19 protein-coding genes are annotated in these 17,706 nt (G+C 61.7%); 15 read left to right on the forward strand and 4 right to left on the reverse strand.

Translation table 11 applies throughout. The features are described from left to right. Positions 1-32: 32 nt before the first annotated feature. The 10 genes from nagZ (at position 33) to NL154_RS08330 (ending at position 9,056) form a co-directional block, all read left to right on the forward strand. Positions 33-1,046 carry a beta-N-acetylhexosaminidase gene (gene nagZ, locus NL154_RS08285; RefSeq protein WP_221154931.1) on the forward strand — a complete coding sequence of 338 codons (1,014 nt, stop codon included), beginning with the start codon at positions 33-35 and terminating at the stop codon, positions 1,044-1,046. A 63-nt stretch (positions 1,047-1,109) separates the two neighbouring features. Further along, positions 1,110-1,922, forward strand: a complete 813-nt coding sequence (locus NL154_RS08290; protein WP_210631639.1) for a segregation and condensation protein A — start codon at positions 1,110-1,112, stop codon at positions 1,920-1,922. Then, on the forward strand, positions 1,919-2,614 hold the full coding sequence (gene scpB / locus NL154_RS08295; RefSeq protein ID WP_210628128.1) for an SMC-Scp complex subunit ScpB: 696 nt from the start codon (positions 1,919-1,921) through the stop codon (positions 2,612-2,614). The genes NL154_RS08290 and scpB overlap by 4 nt, the downstream gene beginning before the upstream one ends. Before the next feature lie 182 nt (positions 2,615-2,796). Then, positions 2,797-2,988: a twin-arginine translocase TatA/TatE family subunit gene (locus tag NL154_RS08300; RefSeq protein WP_011425113.1), complete on the forward strand. Its 192-nt coding sequence runs from the start codon at positions 2,797-2,799 to the stop codon at positions 2,986-2,988. 51 nt (positions 2,989-3,039) lie between these two features. After that, entirely contained in the window at positions 3,040-3,654 is a 615-nt protein-coding gene (gene tatB / locus NL154_RS08305; protein WP_210628127.1) for a Sec-independent protein translocase protein TatB, read from the forward strand. Next, the gene (gene tatC, locus NL154_RS08310; RefSeq protein WP_210628126.1) at positions 3,651-4,478 is read left to right on the forward strand and encodes a twin-arginine translocase subunit TatC; all 828 of its coding nucleotides are present in this window, start codon (positions 3,651-3,653) and stop codon (positions 4,476-4,478) included. Before tatB ends, tatC begins: the two co-directional genes overlap by 4 nt. Before the next feature lie 95 nt (positions 4,479-4,573). Beyond that, complete coding sequence (gene serS, locus NL154_RS08315) at positions 4,574-5,857, forward strand: serine--tRNA ligase (protein ID WP_210628125.1); 1,284 nt, start codon at positions 4,574-4,576, stop codon at positions 5,855-5,857. Between the two features lie 4 nt (positions 5,858-5,861). Then, positions 5,862-6,635 carry a 5'/3'-nucleotidase SurE gene (surE, locus tag NL154_RS08320; protein ID WP_210628124.1) on the forward strand — a complete coding sequence of 258 codons (774 nt, stop codon included), beginning with the start codon at positions 5,862-5,864 and terminating at the stop codon, positions 6,633-6,635. After that, complete coding sequence (locus NL154_RS08325) at positions 6,632-7,285, forward strand: protein-L-isoaspartate(D-aspartate) O-methyltransferase (protein WP_210628123.1); 654 nt, start codon at positions 6,632-6,634, stop codon at positions 7,283-7,285. Before surE ends, NL154_RS08325 begins: the two co-directional genes overlap by 4 nt. A gap of 184 nt (positions 7,286-7,469) precedes the next feature. After that, entirely contained in the window at positions 7,470-9,056 is a 1,587-nt protein-coding gene (locus NL154_RS08330; RefSeq protein WP_210628122.1) for a peptidoglycan DD-metalloendopeptidase family protein, read from the forward strand. Between the two features lie 91 nt (positions 9,057-9,147). Here the strand turns inward: NL154_RS08330 and NL154_RS08335 are convergent, their stop codons facing one another. Next, positions 9,148-10,020, reverse strand: a complete 873-nt coding sequence (locus tag NL154_RS08335; protein WP_210628121.1) for an ATP-binding protein — start codon at positions 10,018-10,020, stop codon at positions 9,148-9,150. Between the two features lie 205 nt (positions 10,021-10,225). Between NL154_RS08335 and yajC the strand changes: the two genes are divergently transcribed. The 5 genes from yajC to NL154_RS08360 all read left to right on the forward strand — a co-directional run bounded on the left by yajC (position 10,226) and on the right by NL154_RS08360 (position 14,949). Further along, positions 10,226-10,573 (forward strand): preprotein translocase subunit YajC, encoded by a 348-nt coding sequence (yajC, locus tag NL154_RS08340; protein ID WP_064696006.1) that lies wholly within the window; start codon positions 10,226-10,228, stop codon positions 10,571-10,573. A 45-nt stretch (positions 10,574-10,618) separates the two neighbouring features. After that, positions 10,619-13,159, forward strand: a complete 2,541-nt coding sequence (gene secDF, locus NL154_RS08345) for a protein translocase subunit SecDF (RefSeq protein WP_221146541.1) — start codon at positions 10,619-10,621, stop codon at positions 13,157-13,159. Positions 13,160-13,163: 4 nt separating this feature from the next. After that, positions 13,164-13,550 (forward strand): Mth938-like domain-containing protein, encoded by a 387-nt coding sequence (locus NL154_RS08350; protein ID WP_184452546.1) that lies wholly within the window; start codon positions 13,164-13,166, stop codon positions 13,548-13,550. A gap of 2 nt (positions 13,551-13,552) precedes the next feature. Then, on the forward strand, positions 13,553-14,410 hold the full coding sequence (locus tag NL154_RS08355) for a phytoene/squalene synthase family protein (protein ID WP_210628118.1): 858 nt from the start codon (positions 13,553-13,555) through the stop codon (positions 14,408-14,410). A gap of 71 nt (positions 14,411-14,481) precedes the next feature. Then, complete coding sequence (locus NL154_RS08360) at positions 14,482-14,949, forward strand: hypothetical protein (protein WP_210628117.1); 468 nt, start codon at positions 14,482-14,484, stop codon at positions 14,947-14,949. A gap of 9 nt (positions 14,950-14,958) precedes the next feature. Here NL154_RS08360 and trmFO read toward each other — a convergent pair whose 3' ends face one another. From trmFO to NL154_RS08375, 3 genes are all read right to left on the reverse strand, one after another. After that, a complete protein-coding gene (gene trmFO, locus NL154_RS08365; protein ID WP_210628116.1) occupies positions 14,959-16,392 on the reverse strand; it encodes a methylenetetrahydrofolate--tRNA-(uracil(54)-C(5))-methyltransferase (FADH(2)-oxidizing) TrmFO in 1,434 nt (477 codons plus the stop codon). A 106-nt stretch (positions 16,393-16,498) separates the two neighbouring features. Then, complete coding sequence (locus NL154_RS08370; RefSeq protein ID WP_004678841.1) at positions 16,499-16,642, reverse strand: DUF1127 domain-containing protein; 144 nt, start codon at positions 16,640-16,642, stop codon at positions 16,499-16,501. A 300-nt stretch (positions 16,643-16,942) separates the two neighbouring features. Further along, positions 16,943-17,089: a DUF1127 domain-containing protein gene (locus tag NL154_RS08375; protein WP_004678838.1), complete on the reverse strand. Its 147-nt coding sequence runs from the start codon at positions 17,087-17,089 to the stop codon at positions 16,943-16,945. Positions 17,090-17,706 lie beyond the last annotated feature (617 nt).

A 17,706-nucleotide genomic window follows, 5' to 3' on the forward strand; every position in this document is an offset into this window, starting at 1 on the left:
GCATTTGGCCCGCCGCCGTCTATGATTCGTCCATGACCGAATCAAAAGCGATGATCCTTGGCTGCAGCGGCCTTGCCCTCACATCCGAAGAAAAAGCCTTTTACCGGGACGAACGGCCCTGGGGCTTCATTCTCTTCGGGCGCAATATCTCCGAAGCAGCGCAGATCACTGATCTCGTCGCCGAACTGCGCGACAGCGTCGGCTGGCATGCGCCGGTGCTGATCGATCAGGAGGGCGGTCGCGTCCAGCGCATCCGTCCGCCGGTTCTGCCGCGTTATCCCGCAGGCCAGGCGCTTGGCGATGTCTATCGCCGCGATCCGGCGCTCGGGCTGCGCGCCGCTTGGCTGATGTCGCGCCTGCATGCCTTCGACCTTTCGAAGCTCGGCATCAATGTCGATTGCCTGCCGGTTCTCGACGTGCCGGTCGAAGGCAGCAGCAACGTCATCGGCGACCGCGCCTATGGCGGCGATCCCGAAACCGTCATCGCCATGGGACGGGTGGCTGGCGAGGGGCTGAAGGCCGGCGGCCTGCTGCCTGTCATGAAACATATGCCCGGCCACGGTCGCGGCTTTGCCGATTCACATCTGGAGCTGCCTGTCGTCACGGTCTCGCGCGATGAGCTGGAGGCCCGTGATTTCCCACCCTTCATCGCGATGAAGGACGAGCTGATGGCAATGACCTGCCATCTCGTCTTCACATCGATCGATCCGGACAATCCGGCGACGACCTCGCGCAAGGTGATCGACGGCGTCATCCGTCAGCATATCGGCTTTGACGGTCTGCTGCTTTCCGACGATAGCTCGATGAATGCGCTTTCCGGCACGATCGGCGAACGGGCGGCGAATATCATTGCAGGCGGATGCGATATCGTGCTGCATTGCAATGGCCATATGGACGAGATGCGGGAGGTCGTGGCAAATGTTCCGCCGCTCGCCGGTCTTTCGCTTGCCCGCGCAAAAGCGGTAGAAGCAGGCTTTGCCGCGCCGGATGGTGCCGATGAGGCGGAATTGAGGGCGGAATTCGAGGCGATGTTTGTGTCGGTGTGATCGTAGGAGAGCAGGGTGGTCAGCACGGTCAAGGGCTCGGAACGTCCGCAGGCGGCAACGCCGATGGACAAGCTGTGGCAGGAGAACGGCGCCGAGCGCGCCAGCCACGAGCCGGCGCTGGTGATCGACGTCGCCGGATTCGAAGGCCCGCTCGACCTGCTGCTCTACCTCGCCCGCAACCAGAAGGTCGACCTGTCGCGAATTTCCGTGTTGGCGCTCGCCGAGCAATATCTGCAGTTCGTCGAAAGCGCCCGGCGCATCCGCATCGAGCTTGCCGCCGACTATCTCGTCATGGCGGCCTGGCTTGCCTATCTCAAATCGCGGCTGCTCATTCCCCAGCAGGTCAAGGATGACGGTCCATCGGGCGAAGAAATGGCGGCAAGCCTTGCTTTCCGCCTGAAGCGTCTCGAGGCCATGCGTCAGGCGGCGGATGGCCTCGTCAACCGCAACCGCCTCGGCCGCGATATCTTCGCCCGCGGTGCACCCGAGCATATTCCCGACCGGCAGCAATCCGCTTATGCGGCAAGCCTCTACGATCTCCTGACCGCCTATGCGGCGCTGCGTCAGCGCCATGCCGTCACCCAGGTGACGATCGAGAGGCGTAATGTCTGGTCGCTGACCGATGCCCGCGAGCTGCTGACCCAGATAATCGGCGAGGTCGGCGACTGGACGGCGATGGAACATTATCTGCTGCGTTATCTCGCAGGGCCTGAGGAACGCGTCACGGCGATCGCCAGCGCCTTTGCCGCCTCGCTAGAGCTGGTGCGCGAGGGCAAGCTCGAAATCCGCCAGGACGGCGCCTTTCAGCCGATTTTCATGCGTCGCGGTCCCAAGCACGCTACGCTGCAGGTGGTGGAACAGGAGCGGCCGGCTTGATCGATCCCAGGAGCGACGAGGGGGAAGGCCGCGACTTGCGGGCCGAGATCGAGGCCGAGCGCACCGCCGAGGCGCTGGTCTTCGCCTCCTCGCAGCCCGTTTCCGAAGTTTTCCTGGCCGAGCGCCTGCCGAGGGGCGCCGACGTGCGCGCGATCATGCTGCGCCTGAAGGAGCAATATGCGCCACGGGGCGTCAATCTGGTCCAGGTCGAAGGCGCCTGGGCCTTCCGCACCGCCGCCGATCTCTCCTTCGTCATCCGCCGTGACGACAACGAGGTGAAGAAGCTTTCGCGCGCCGCGCTGGAAGTGCTGGCGATCATCGCCTATCACCAGCCGGTGACGCGCGCCGAGATCGAGGATATCCGCGGCGTTCAAACCTCGCGCGGCACGCTCGACGTGCTGATGGAAGCCGGCTGGGTGCGGTTTCGCGGCCGCCGGCGCACACCGGGCCGGCCGGTGACATTGGGTACGACGCGCGATTTCCTCGACCATTTCGGCCTCGAGGAACTGCGCGATCTGCCCGGTCTCGAAGAATTGAAGGGGGCGGGCCTGTTGTCGGGCCGTATCCCGGCGAATTTCAATATTCCGTCGCCGTCGATGAACGACGAATTGACCGAGGACGAAGATCCGATCACCCAGATGGATCTCGAAGAACTCGGGTTGCTCGCCCCCCGTTCTACCTCCGAAGATTGAAGGACTTCCTCTTGCTTTTGCCATGCAAGACGAAAACAATGGTGCTCACGATTTTTCGATGGGTCAGTGGCTTGTCATAAAGGGCGATACCGTGACATTAAGCGCAGTTCAAAGGGCTTAATGTTGGAAACGGTGTCAGAAATCCTTACATCGTGGGAACATCGAAACAGGGAGTTAGAGTGATGGGTTCTCTTAGCATGTGGCACTGGCTGATCGTTCTGGTCATCGTGCTGTTGTTGTTCGGTCGCGGCAAGATTCCGGAACTGATGGGCGATGTTGCCAAGGGCATCAAAAGCTTCAAGAAGGGCATGACGGACGAAGACGCGCCGGAAACGGCAAAGACCGTCGATCACAAGGCCGACGAAACGAAGTAATCAAGTCCGGGAAAAAGCGCAGCCCCCGCGCTTCCCGTCCAGGAGCCTTGCATGTTCGATATTGGCTGGACCGAGCTTTTGGTCATCGCGGTCGTGCTGATCGTCGTTGTCGGTCCGAAGGATTTGCCGCCGATGCTGCGCGCTTTCGGCAAGATGACGCAGCGCGCCCGCAAGGTTGCGGGTGAGTTTCGGGCGCAATTCGACGAAGCGTTGCGCGAAGCCGAGCTTGACGATGTCCGCCAGACGATCAGCGACGCCCAGAAGCTCAACCCGGTTAATAGCCTGCGCGAGGCGATGAACCCGCTTCGCCAGATGGGCAACGAGATCAAGGCCGACTTGCAGAAGACGACTGTGGCTCCGGAAAATAAGACCGAAGTGCCGCCGGCTGCCGTCTCGGCCCCGACGCCGACGATGAGCCTGCCGGAAACGCCGCCCCTGGTGCCGGCGCCTGCGCAGCCCGAGCCCGTCGCAGCAGCGACTGCCCAGGCCGATACGGTTGCCGGCAAGCCGAAGGCCGTGCGCAAGCCACGCGTCAAGGCCGCCGACAAGGTCGATGCCGCCGAAGTCGTTGCCGTACCTGTGGAAAAGCCGAAGCGGGCCGCGGCGGTCAGGAAGCCTGCAACGTCGAAGAAGCCGACGCAGACGAAGAAGAAGGACGAGGCATGAGCGGTGATATCGAAGACAAGCCGCAGCCGCTGATCGAGCACCTGATGGAGCTGCGCACACGGCTGATCTGGTCGATCGGCGCGTTTTTCGTGGCTTTCATCGCATGCTTCTTCTTTGCCAAGCATCTCTTCAACTACCTGGTCATTCCCTACAAGACGGCTGTGGAGTGGGCGCATCTCGACGTCGAGAAGGCCCAGCTGATTTATACGGCGCCCCAGGAGTTCTTCTTTACCCAGGTCAAGGTGGCGATGTTCGGCGGCCTGGTGGTCGCTTTCCCCATCATTGCCGCCCAAGTCTATAAGTTCGTGGCACCCGGCCTCTACAAGAACGAGCGCCAGGCCTTCCTGCCGTTCCTTATCGCGTCGCCGGTCCTGTTCCTGATGGGGGCTGCGCTCGTCTATTTCTTCTTTACGCCGATGGTCATGTGGTTCTTCCTGTCGATGCAGCAGGCGCCGGGTCATGACGAGGTGGCGATCTCGCTGATGCCGAAGGTCTCGGAATATCTGAGCCTCATCATGACGCTGGTCTTCTCCTTCGGCCTCGTCTTCCAACTGCCCGTCATCACGACTCTGCTTGCCCGCGTCGGTCTGCTGACGTCGCAATGGCTCGCCGAAAAGCGCAAGTTCGCCATCGTGCTCGCCTTCGTCGTCGCCGCCGTGCTGACGCCGCCGGATCCGATGTCCCAGATCGGTCTTGCGCTACCAACGATCCTTCTCTACGAGATTTCCATCTATGCGGCGCGACTCGTGGAGCGCCAGCGTGCCCGGCAGGCGCTCGAAAAGGAAAGCGGATCCGCGGACGTTGCCAAGACCGACAGCGTCTGAGGCGATCCGGAAATCCTTTTATGACGCCGTCTCATCCGGTCGAGGCCCGGTCAGGCTTTGGCCGGTCATTTCTGTTGCAACGACCTGGAACGACGATGCTCGATATCAAATGGATCCGTGAGAATCCCGAAGCGCTCGATGCCGCTCTTGCCAAGCGCGGCGCGGAGCCTCTGGCCCAAAGTCTCGTGGCCCTCGATGAAAAGCGCCGCTCCGCCGTGCAAAAGACGCAGGATCTGCTGTCCCGCCGCAACGCCGCATCCAAGGAGATCGGCGCAGCGATGGCCCAGAAGAACGGCGAGCTTGCCGAGAAGCTGAAGGCCGAGGTCGCCGAACTGAAGAACTTGCTGCCGGCGATCGAGGAAGAGGACCGTCAGCTGACGGCCGAACTCAACGACGCTCTCTCGCGCATCCCGAACGTGCCCTTCGACGACGTTCCTGTCGGCAAGGACGAGCACGACAATGTCGTCAGCCGCATCGTTGGCGAAAAGCCGCGTTGGAACCACACGCCGAAGGAGCATTTCGAAATCGGCGAGGCGCTCGGCTATATGGATTTCGACCGTGCTGCCAAGCTCTCCGGTTCGCGCTTCACGGTTCTGACCGGGCCGCTCGCGAGACTTGAACGGGCGCTCGGCCAGTTCATGATCGACCTTCACACCAGCGAGCACGGCTATACCGAAGTCAGCTCGCCGCTGATGGTGCGCGCCGAAGCGGTGTTCGGCACCGGCAGCCTGCCGAAGTTCGAAGAGGATCTGTTCAAGACGACGGACGGTCGCTACCTCATTCCGACGGCTGAGGTGACGCTGACCAATCTGGTGCGCGAGGAAATCCTCGACCAGGAAAAGCTGCCGCTGCGCTTCACCGCCTTGACCCCGTCCTTCCGCTCGGAAGCGGGCTCGGCCGGCCGCGACACGCGCGGCATGCTGCGCCAGCACCAGTTCTGGAAATGCGAGCTCGTTTCGATCACCGATGCCGAGAGCTCCATTGCCGAGCATGAAAGGATGACCGCCTGTGCGGAGGAGGTGCTGAAGCGCCTCGGTCTGCATTTCCGCACGGTGACGCTTTGCACCGGCGACATGGGCTTCGGCTCGCGCAAGACCTACGATCTCGAAGTCTGGCTGCCGGGGCAGAACACTTTCCGCGAGATCTCCTCCTGCTCGGTCTGCGGCGATTTCCAGGCCCGGCGCATGAACGCGCGCTACCGCGGCAAGGACGAGAAGAGCAACAAGTTCGTTCACACGCTGAACGGATCCGGCACTGCCGTCGGCCGCTGCCTGATCGCCGTCCTTGAAAATTATCTGAACGAAGACGGCTCCGTCACGATTCCGGGCGTTTTGCTGCCCTATATGGGCGGAATGACCAAGATCGAACGGGCGGCCTGAGGCGATGCGCATCCTGCTCACGAATGACGATGGCATCCATGCCGAAGGCCTTGCTGCGCTGGAGCGGATCGCCCGCACACTGTCCGACGACGTCTGGATCGTGGCGCCCGAGACCGACCAGAGCGGCCTGGCCCATTCGCTGAGCCTTTCCGAGCCGTTGCGGCTGCGCAAGATTTCCGACAAGCATTTCGCCTTGCGCGGCACGCCGACGGATTGCGTCATCATGGGCATCCGGCAGGTGATGGACATCAAGCCTGATCTCGTTCTCTCCGGCGTCAATTCGGGTTCGAACGTAGCAGACGACGTGACCTATTCCGGCACGATCGCGGGCGCCATCGAAGGCACGATGCAGGGCGTGCGCTCCTTTGCGCTGAGCCAAGCTTACCTTTACGAGAACGGCGCGCGCATCGTGCCTTGGGAGGTCTGCGAAGCGCATGCGCCGGCTCTTCTGGAAAAGCTGATGGTGCTCGACCTGCCGGAGGGCACGTTCCTCAATCTCAACTTCCCGAACTGCCGTCCCGACGAGGTCGATGGCGCCGAGGTCACCATGCAGGGCAAGCTTGCCTTCAACCTGCAGGTCGAGGCTCGCTCCGATGGCCGGGGTTTTCCCTATTACTGGCTGAAGTTCGGCGAACGTGCCGGTGCCTTCATCGAAGGTACCGATATTCACGCCTTGAAGCATAATAAGATTTCGGTAACGCCTTTGAAACTGGATCTGACCGATTATTCCGTGACGGACCGCGTGGCGCGGGCCCTGGGATACGGAGCACAAGTTTGACGGCAAGACTGGCGGAGAAGGAGGGCTTCGCGGCGCTTGTCCTCAGACTGCGCGCCGAAGGCATATCCGATCTCGATCTGCTGACGGCGGTCGAGCAGACGCAGCGCTCGCTATTCGTGCCGCCGCAATTTTCCGACGACGCCTATTCGAGCCGGACGATACCGATCGAATGTGGCTCCTTCCTTGAAGGCATCGATTTTGTCGTCCGCATCCTGCATCACCTGAAGCTCAAACCGGGGCAGCGCGTCCTGGAAGTCGGCACCGGCAGCGGCTTCACCGCCGCTGTCATGGGCCGTCTGGCCGAGCGTGTTCTGTCGATCGACCGCTACAAGACGCTGACGACGGCCGCACAGCGGCGCATGGAATCGCTTGGTTTGCGCAACGTCGTCATCCGCCACGCCGACGGCAGCGCCGGCATGCAGGGAGAGGGCACTTTCGACCGTATCCTGGTCACCGCCGCATTCAATGCCATGCCGCGCTTTTATACCGACCAACTCGTTTCCGGTGGTTCGATGATTGCGCCGCTGATGATTTCGGAGAATGAGTGTCGCATGGTGCGGCTGACGAAAACCGGCAGCCGTTTCGAACGCGAGGAACTGTTCGAAGCGCCCTATCTGCCGATCGTTCCGCGTCTTGCCTCGCTGCTGTAGAGGCGGCGTCCGAAAGCCCGCGCAGTTTTCGGCATCACCTTCCAGACACTGCGATTTTTCACCCGTAAGCTATGGTTATCAACTTCTCAAAAATATCGCACTGATTCCAGCGTCTTAACCACGTGGTAATACTAACGCGTTTTAATAGACTCACAAATGGTTGCGTTCTCAGTGGGTCGAGTCAATGCGTTTCAGTCTTTCGCCGAAGTTCGGTAAGTCGGCCGGTAATCTCCTGGTTGTGGGCCTGCTGGCGAGTACCGCAACGGGCTGCAGTTCCGATGTGACACGGTTCGGCGGCCTGTTTTCCTCCTCAGGGCAGGATCAGATCACCACCAGTTCCATTCCGCGCGGCGGCCAGCAAGGTGATCCGGTGCCGCGCGCCGATCTCGGCGGTTCCGCCGTCGCCACCCAGTCGGGTTACGGTGGCAACAATACGCTGAATCAGCCCTATCCGGCGCGCCAGGGTTACGAGCCGGTGCGCACGTCGAGCGCACGCATGGCTTCCTCGCCGGTGTCGATACAGCGTTCCGAACTCGCTGCTCCGACGGCTGTCGCGCCCTCTCGCCAGCGGGAAAGGGAAGTTGCGCTTGCCCAGCCTTTCCCGGCTTCAACGCAGCCTGAAAAACCGCGGCTCGTAGCGCCGGCTGCCCCGAAGCCGACGCCCGATTCTTTGACGACGGGCACGACGCCGAAGGTTTCCGGCTGGTCCGCGACCAACGCGCCTTCTGTCACGCTGCGTCCGGGTGAGAGCATTGCGACGTTATCGCGGCGCTTTGGCGTTCCGGAAAAGGAAATCCTGCGCGTCAACAATCTGAAAATGGCCTCGGCCGCCAAGCCTGGCCAGGCAATTCTGATCCCGACTTTCAACGGCGGCAATGCCGCCAAGGCGGCCTCGCAAGCGACCGATCTTTCCAAGCCCGGCAATATGCCCGACCCGGCCAAGGCGCCGGAACAGAAGGTCGCTGTCGTCCCCGGCGCCAATTCCGCGCGGGACAAGGCCGTGGCGAGCGCCGATCCCACCGGCAAGGTTCCGGTTGGCGCCGGCAAGGACCCGAAGACGCCGGCCGGCAGCTATGTCGTGAAGCAGGGCGATTCTCTGGCGAAGATCGCGAAGGCCACCGGCACCAACATCGACGATCTCAAGGCCGCCAACAATCTTTCGGCGAATTCGCTGCGCGTCGGACAGGCCCTGAAGCTCCCGAACGGCGGTGCCGACACTGTCAAGACCGCCTCGATCCCGGCTGAGAAGGTCGATTCGAAGCCGGCTGATCCGGCGCCCGCTCAACAGACCGCGTCCGTTCAGCCTGCGCCCTACAAGGCGCCGGTCGCCACGCAGACCGTTGACGATGTCGAGAAGAAGTCCGACGTCAGCTCCGACGCGCCGGAATCGACCGGCATCGGCAAGTATCGCTGGCCGGTCCGCGGCCAGGTGATTGCCGCCTATGGCGCCAACGTCAACGGCAACCGCAATGACGGCATCGATATCTCGGTGCCGCAGGGCACGCCGATCAAGGCCGCGGAAAACGGCGTCGTCATTTACGCAGGCAACGGCCTGAAGGAGCTCGGCAACACGGTTCTCGTCCGTCACGACGACGGCACCGTCACCGTCTACGGCAACGCCGACACGCTGAGTGTCACTCGCGGTCAGAAGATTCAGCGCGGTCAGACCGTCGCCGTCTCCGGCATGAGCGGCGATGTCAAGCAGCCGCAGGTCCATTTCGAGGTGCGCAAGGACGCCTCACCGGTCAACCCGATGACTTTCCTGGAATAGGTATAGCGTACCAGGAGCGCAAAAGCCCGGCCACCAGCCGGGCTTTTGTCATTTTAAGATCTCGTCGCGTCGATTCTGTTTCGAGAGGCGCCTACGTCCGGTCGATATGAACGCGTGTGCGTCCGGCCAGATCCTGGATATATTGCCAAGCGACGCGGCCGGAGCGCGCGCCGCGCGTCGTTGCCCATTCCAGCGCCTCGGCATGCATTTTGTCACGGTCGAGTCCGAGCTTGAAGTGATCGGCATAGCCGTCGATCATGCCGAGATAGTCTTCCTGGCTGCATTTGTGAAAGCCGAGCCAAAGACCGAAGCGGTCGGACAGCGAGACCTTTTCCTCGACAGCCTCCGATGGATTGATCGCCGTCGACTGCTCGTTTTCCATCATGTGACGCGGCAGAAGATGGCGCCGATTTGACGTGGCGTAGAAGAGCACATTGTCGGGTCGCCCTTCGACGCCGCCATCGAGTGCCGCCTTCAGCGACTTGTAGGCGGTGTCGTCGTGATCGAAGGAAAGGTCGTCGCAGAAGACGATCACACGGTACGGCGTGTCTTTCAGGAGGTCGAGCAGGTTGGGCAGGCTGGCAATATCCTCCCGATGCACTTCAACCAGCTTCAGCGGCGCGCCGCTTTCCCGCCGGACATCCTCATGCACGGCCTTAACAAGCGAGGATTTGCCCATGCCGCGCGCGCCCCAGAGGAGCACGTTGTTGGCGGCATAACCCTCGGCAAACCGCACCGTATTCTCATGCAGGATATCGCGCACATGGTCGACGCCGCGGATGAGCTTCAGCGCCACCCGGTTCGGCTTCTTCACCGGCTGCAGATACTGACGCAACGGTGCCCAGACGAAACAGTCGGCCGCATTCCAATCGTTGGCGGCAGGTGCCGGCCCGGCCAGACGCTGCACGGCGTCAGCGAGCCTTTTTAGTTCGGCAAGCAGGGCGGTGTTGATTTCCTCGGTCATCATGGGCCTCCTGATTTCTCGCTGCGCCAAGCCGCTTTGATCTTTCGATGCCGCCTACCATGGCGTTTTGCCGGCGGAAAGGTTATGAGGCAGCGAAATCGGTACTGTTCCCGGCTGTTTCTGTTGCATTCATCCAAGCGGCAACTATAGTCCGGCAACCTGAAAAGCAGGCGGAGTTCCGCCACAGAAGCCTGAGGAGTTTAGCATGTTCATCACCCCGGCATTCGCCCAGACTGCGACCGATACCGCAACAGGATTCGGCGGTTCCGGTTTCGAAATGATCATCCTGTTCGTGCCGCTGATGGTCGTCTGGTATTTCCTGCTGATCCGGCCGCAGCGCGCGCAGGCCAAGAAGCGTGAGGAAACTCTCAAGGCGATCCGCCGTGGCGATCAGATCGTGACCGGCGGCGGTCTTGTCGGCAAGGTGACGAAGGTCGTCGATGATAAGGAAGTCGAGGTCGAGATTGCCGAAGGTGTTCGCGTGCGCATCGTCCGCAGCGGCATTTCGGACGTTCGCGTCAAGGGTGAGCCCGTCAAGGCCGACGCGGCGTAACAAGCGATAACGGCGGAACCGCCGGATCGGAAGATCGTCGAGAGAATGTTGCATTTTTCCCGCTTGAAAACACTTCTGATTTGGCTGGTTGCGTTTGCGGCCGTCGTCGTTGCTGCGCCCAATCTCCTGAGCGAGGCGCAGCGCTCGTCTCTGCCGACATGGTGGCAAAACGACCGCGTGACACTCGGTCTCGACCTGCAGGGCGGTTCCCATATCGTTCTGAAGGTCGAGCGTTCCGATATCGTCAAAGACCGCTTGGAAGAGACCGTCGCGAATGTGCGCAAGGCGCTGCGAGGTGCCGGCATCCGCTATACCGGCCTGACCGGCAACGGCCAGACAGTCACTGTCCGGATTACCGATCCGGCTGAGGCGAAAAAGGCAGTCGATCTCCTGAAGCCTCTGACGAACGGTGACGAACATTCAGGGCCTGGCCTTGCGCTTCGACAGGGCGAGGAAGGGCAGCTCTCACTGCAGATATCCGATGCCGGCATCACCGCCGACATCGCCTCGGCCCGCAGCCGGTCGCTCGACATCGTTGGCCGCCGCATCGCCGGCTTCGGCTATGAAGACTTTCAGGTTCGCCCCGATGGCGACGACCGGATCGTCGTGCAGGTGCTGGGATCCGTCGATGCGGAGCGGCTGAAGAATATTCTGAACCAGCCGGCAAAGCTTTCCTTTCATCTGCTCGACGAAAGCATGTCGGGACAGGAGGCGCTGAACGGCCGCTGGCCGGCCAGCTCGGAGGTGCTCTATTCGCTCGACGATCCGCCTGTTCCGTATCTCGTCGACCGCACGGCATTCGTCACCGGCAGCAACATGATCGATATCGAGCCTGTCGTCGATCCGCAGACGCAGGATACCTCGATTGACTATCGCCTCGATGCGGAGGGTACTCAGCGGCTGGCGCAGGCGACAGCGCAAAATATCGGCAGGCACCTTGCCATCGTCTTTGACGATCAGGTGATGTCTGCGCCGGTCATCGATGCGGCGATCATCGGCGGCGAGGGCCGGATTTCGGCGAATTTCTCCGAGGATGGCGTTCGCGACCTTGCGGTGATGCTGCGCGCCGGCGCCATGCCGGCGACGCTGACGAGCGTCGAGGAGCGCAGCGTCAGCCCGAGCTTCGGCGCCGACTCCATCTTCTCCGGCCTGGTTGCCGGTCTCGTCGCCGTCGTGCTGGTCGCAGCGCTGATGATCGCGCTCTACCGTATTCTCGGCGCCATCGCCGTCGTCTCGCTCTTCGTCAATCTGATCTTCATCGTCGCTGCGCTCAGCCTTGCCGGCGCCACGCTGACTTTGCCCGGTATTGCCGGCATCGTGCTTATCGTCGGCATGGCGGTCGATTCCAACGTGCTGATCTATGAGCGCATCCGCGAAGAGGAAAGAGCCAGTTCCTCCTTTGCGCAGGCCGTCGGCCGCGGCTTCTCGCGCGCCTTCGCAACGATCGTCGACGCGAATGTCACGATCTTCATCGCCGCCATCATTCTCCTGTTTCTCGGCAGCGAGTCCATTCGCGGGTTCGCGGTGACGCTGGCGGTCGGCATTCTGACGACTGTCATCACGGCTTTCACGCTGACGCACTCGATCGTCGCCGCCTGGCTGAAAGCGCGCCATCCCAGGCATCTGCCGAAGAGCGTTCTCGCGCATCTTTTCGAGCACGCCAATGTGCGTTTCATGGGAATCCGCCGTTATGTCTTCACGGCGTCGGCAGTGATCTCGCTGACCGCGATGGCGGCCTTTGCCACCGTTGGCCTGCAGCTCGGCATCGATTTCACCGGCGGCTCGCTCATCGAGGTGACGGCGAAACAGGGCAATGCCGACATCGCTGATCTCAAATCACGCCTCGACGATCTCAATCTTGGCGAGGTCAGCGTCGAGCGTACGGGCGGCCTTTCGAATGCGCGGATCCGCATCGCGTCCCAAGGCGGCGGCGAGAATGCCGAGCAATCGGCGGCGACGCTGGTGCGCGGCGAACTCGAGGCCGATTACGATTTCCGCCGCGTCGAGGTCGTCGGGCCCGCCATCTCGGGCGAATTGACGATGATGGCTACGCTCGGTGTCGCAGCCGCACTCGCGGCGATCCTGATCTATATCTGGATCCGTTTCGAATGGCAGTTCGCCGTCGGCGCCATCATTGCCACACTGCACGACGTCATCATCATGCTCGGTCTCTTCGTGCTGACCGGCATCGAGTTCAACCTGACGAGCATCGCCGCCGTGCTGACCATCGTCGGTTATTCCCTGAACGACACGGTCGTCGTCTATGACCGCATGCGCGAGAATCTTGAACGATACAGGAAGATGCCGCTGCCGATCCTGATCGATGCCTCGATCAACCAGACATTGTCGCGCACCGTCCTGACGGCGGCGACGACATTGCTCGCCTTGCTGGCGCTCTATCTGTTCGGCGGTGACGTCATCCGCTCCTTCTCCTTTACGATGCTCTTCGGAGTAGCTCTCGGCACTTTCTCTTCGATCTATATCGCTGCTCCCGTGTTGATCGTCTTCCGGCTGCGGCCGGAGGCTTCCGACGGAGAAGAGAGCAACAAGACAGATGCTGGTCGAAAATCCGGCACGGTGGTTTGAAAACATGGCAAAAGGCATAGAAATCCGCGCGGCGCATTTTCCCGGCCGGGCTCCGATCGACACCTACGGCAATGGCGGTTTCCGTTTTGCCGACATGTCGCATCGCGGCTCGATCCTTTGCCTGCCCTCCGGCATTTACGGCTGGGACATGGACATGTCGAAGCCGCTGTCGCCTGAAAATTTCCGCCGTGTGCTTGATGAGGCTGATGATATCGAGGTTCTGCTCGTCGGCACCGGAACCGAGCTTCGCCGTCTGCCCGACGAATTGAAACAGGCGCTGAAGGCGCGGGGCATTTCTTCCGATCCGATGAGCACGGGTGCCGCGGTACGCACCTTCAACATCATGCTGTCGGAGCAGCGCGCCGTCGCGGCGGCGTTGATTGCGGTCTGACGATGGCTGATGCGAAGATAGCGACCAACCAGGACGTCTGCCTGGCGATGCTGCGCGACAATGATCGCGACCGATATCTCGCCTGTCTTCTGTCGCCGGAGGAGAAACGCGGCGCGCTAGCGGCCCTTTACGCGTTCAATGCGGAGCTTGCCCGCATCCGCGACCTTGTGCACGAGCCGCTGCCTGGCGAAGTGCGCATGCAATACTGGCGTGACCTGCTAGAAGGCAGCGCGCATGGCTCGACGGCCGCCAATCCCGTCGCCGCCGCACTTCTGACCGCGATCGAAACCCATCGCCTGCCGCGCAGGACGCTGCTCAATATGATCGACGCCCGCACCTTCGACCTCTACGACGATCCAATGGAGACGCGGGTCTCGCTCGAAGGTTATGCCGGAGAAACGGCCTCCGCGCTGATCCAGCTGGCAAGCCTCGTGCTTTCGCCGGAGGCCGCCCCGCGCTCGGCGGATGCCGCCGGCTATGCCGGCGTCGCACAGGCGATTGCCGGGCTGTTGCTGCTGATGCCGCTGCATCGCCGCCGCGGCCAGATCTATATTCCGCTGCAGATCCTTGCGGCCACCGGCCTCGATCGCGACGCCTTCCTCGCCGGCGAAGACCGGCCGCGCATCTCGGCCGCCATCGAGGCCTTCGCCGGCCTCGGCCTTGAGCATCTGGCAAAGGCGAGAGGGGCAGGGGCGATTGCACCAGCCGTGTTCCCGGCTTTCCTGCCCGCAACGCTGGCCGAACCGGTGCTGCTCAAGGCGCAGAGGCGGGGTGTTCTCCTGTTCGACCGGCCGCTGCAATCGCCGCAATGGCGCCGCCAGCTCAGAATGGCGCTGGCAGCGGGCCGCCGAAAAATCTGATATCGGTCAAATTCGCGCAAGTCTCGCGCACTACAAGGTCCTTACCACTATGCTTTGAACGGAGATTCGGCGTGGGCATTATCGTCTGGTGCGTCCTTTTCGCCATCGTCATCTTCTTTGCTTTCGTGGCCACACGCATGGCCGCGCAAAACAAGGAGGACAGTCTGCACGACACCGGTCTGGCCATCATCGAGTTCGGCCGCGCCTTTCCCAACGAGGCGATCCGCCAGCTGCAGGCGACGGAAAACGGTCAGGCGATCTTCGTGCGCCTGCACGACAACAAGGCCGGCCTCATGCGCAACATGGCACGCCATTTCTCTTGCCATCTGATCGAGCCCGGCCGCGTGCGTGCCGTAAGCACCGAGACGGGCAGGGGGTTGGCGATCGAATTTCTCGATGCGCCCAGCCACAATGGCAGATTCGAGTTTGCTTCGCCGAAGGAGGCTTCCGAAGTTGCGCTCTGGCTGCTCGGCAATTACATCGCCGAGCCGGATAAGGATCTGCCATCCGACAGTATTTCCGCGGCCAACAAGCAGTAGAACAGCTGCTTAGGCACTTTCGGCAAAGGTCGGTGTCTGACCGAGCCAGGCGGCGCAGTCTGCAAGCGCGCGACGTGCAATCAACTGCCGTTTCATGATCGTTTTGTCCTTGCCGCGAAAGCGCTTGAGGCCCTCGGGCTTGACGATCGAGCCGGGCTCGAGCTCCGGAAACAGCCCGAAATTGATGTTCATCGGCTGGAACGATCGCTTGCCCGGCTCCTCGTCGGTCACAATGTGCCCGCCGGTGATATGACCGAGCAGCGAACCGAGCGCCGTCGTCGCCGGCGGCAGCGAGATCGCCTCGCCCTTGCGTTCGGCAGCGGCGAAACGCCCGGCCATCAGACCCACGCTGGCGCTTTCCACATATCCCTCGCAGCCGGTGATCTGGCCCGCAAAACGCAGGCCCGGCCGTGATTTCAGCGTCAGCGACGGGTCGAGCAGAGTGGGGGAATTGATGTAGGTGTTGCGGTGCAGGCCGCCGAGTCGGGCAAAATCCGCGTTTTGAAGACCGGGAATCATCCGGAAGATTTCCGCCTGCGCGCCATATTTCAATTTCGTCTGGAAACCGACCATGTTGTAGAGGGTGCCGAGCGCGTTGTCCTGACGTAGCTGCACGACCGCATAGGCCTTGACGCTGGGGTTATGCGCATTCGTCAGCCCCATTGGCTTCATCGGCCCGTGGCGCAGCGTCTCGCGGCCGCGTTCGGCCATGACCTCGATCGGCAGGCAGCCGTCGAAATAGGGGGTGCCTTCCCATTCCTTGAAGCCGACCGTGTCGCCTGCGATCAACGCGTCGACGAAGGCGTTGTATTGCGCTTCGTCCATCGGGCAGTTGATGTAATCCTTGCCGGTGCCGCCGGGGCCGACCTTGTCGTAGCGCGACTGATACCAGCAGATATCCATGTCGATGCTCTCTCGGTAGACGATCGGAGCGATGGCGTCGAAAAAGGCGAGCGAATCCTCACCGGTCTCCGCCTGGATGGCGCTGGCGAGCGACGGCGCCGTCAGCGGTCCGGTGGCGACGATGGCAAGATCCCAGTCGCTTGGCGGCAGGCCGGTGACCTCTTCGCGCACGATGGTGATGAGCGGGTGGTCGTGGATGGCGCGGGTCACGGCATCCGAAAAGCCGTCGCGATCGACGGCGAGCGCGCCGCCGGCCGGTACCTGATGGCGGTCGGCAGCGGCCATGATCAGCGAGCCCGCCATGCGCATTTCCGCATGGATGACGCCGACGGCATTGCTTGTCGCATCGTCGGAACGGAAGGAATTGGAGCAGACGAGTTCGGCGAGATCGTCGGTCTTGTGCGCATCCGTGCCGCGCACGCCGCGCATCTCATGCAGGATGACGGGAACGCCCACACTGGCGATCTGCCACGCGGCTTCCGAACCGGCAAGCCCGCCGCCGACGACGTGGATAGGGGAGTAGGAAGAGATCGTGTTCATTCCGGGCTGATATCATGTCGGCAGGTGCGATCCAACACCCCGGAATCAAAAACGGCGCCGATGATGGCGCCGTCTTGAAACATCGTGCCCGTTGCCAGAACCGCGATTAGCGGAAAGACCGGGATGCGATGTTGCGGATGTCGTAGCGGCTGACGCCGATATCGGACAGGGTCTGGTTCGACAGGCTGCCGAGTTCATTGAGTGTACGACGATAGCTGAGCCAGCTTTTTGCGATGCGGATCGGGTTCATTGTCTTCTTCCTCGAACAAATGTCCGCGGGACGGCGGGATCGCCTGTCTCTCTGCGGTTGATGTTTATATAGGCGATATCGGTCGCATTGTGCAGTGCAAATAAAAGGCGTCTGCCATGCAATTGTGCACGATGATGCTCTCAATTTGAGCGGTGAATAATTTTTAAGCGGGCGAAAGAGCTGGGAAGGTCGCAACCGGAGCGGCGGCGGATTGCGTGCAAATGAAAACGCCCGCTGCGGTGCAGCGGGCGTTTCAATCATTGGCGGATCTGCTCGGGAGGAAGCAGCGATCGACTTGAATTAGCGAGAAGAAGCCTCGCGGGCAACGCGGTGAATGTCCGAACGGTCGATGCCGAGGTCATGCAATTCGCGGTTGGTCATGCGGCCGAGTTCCGTGACCGTCTGACGATACTTGCGCCAGTTGTTGAAAGAGCGAGTGATGTTCATGTTGGGCCCCTTTCCGAGGGTTTGATCTGCCAGCAGCCACCGATCGGCGCTGACCTCTATTTGATGGCTGGAATATATGTTGCGACGCGAAGAACGAAAACAGCCAAGTTTTCAAGTCACCCATGCGATCTGTGCAATGCTTTACACAATCTTACCGCAGTCTGGTCAACGAATAGGCAAAATAATCCCTGGAGAATTCTGCCTGTTCTCCCGCTCGCTCGGTCTTGCGATGAAGCAAAGCTGCCCCTCTCGCGATCGGCCCGACCGCGTCTTGCGCTGAGGCGCCAAGCTGTTCATTCATCCCAATGCCGGTGGCAAAGCAATGGGCTCGCGATGCGGTGCCATCAGTTCATGAGGCGGAGCTTCTAGTGCCAAGCTTTGCCGCCAGGGCTGTAATGCGAATGCCGATAAGTGGTTGAATTACAGGCTGTGTTGTCGTCAAAATAAAACGCCCGCCGGGGGAGGATCCGGCGGGCGCATTATATTGACTGGCAACTGGGAGGAGGAGTGTTGCCAGTCTATCGCAACGCGCTTGGGAGGAGGAGTGCGCGGCTGCGAATCTCGTCACGAACAAAACATCCGCGGGCTTCCGGGGAAACCGGGCCGGGGCGCCATCC

It is taken from the genome of Rhizobium sp. YTUHZ044 (assembly GCF_051123975.1).
Taxonomy (GTDB): Bacteria; Pseudomonadota; Alphaproteobacteria; order Rhizobiales; family Rhizobiaceae; genus Rhizobium.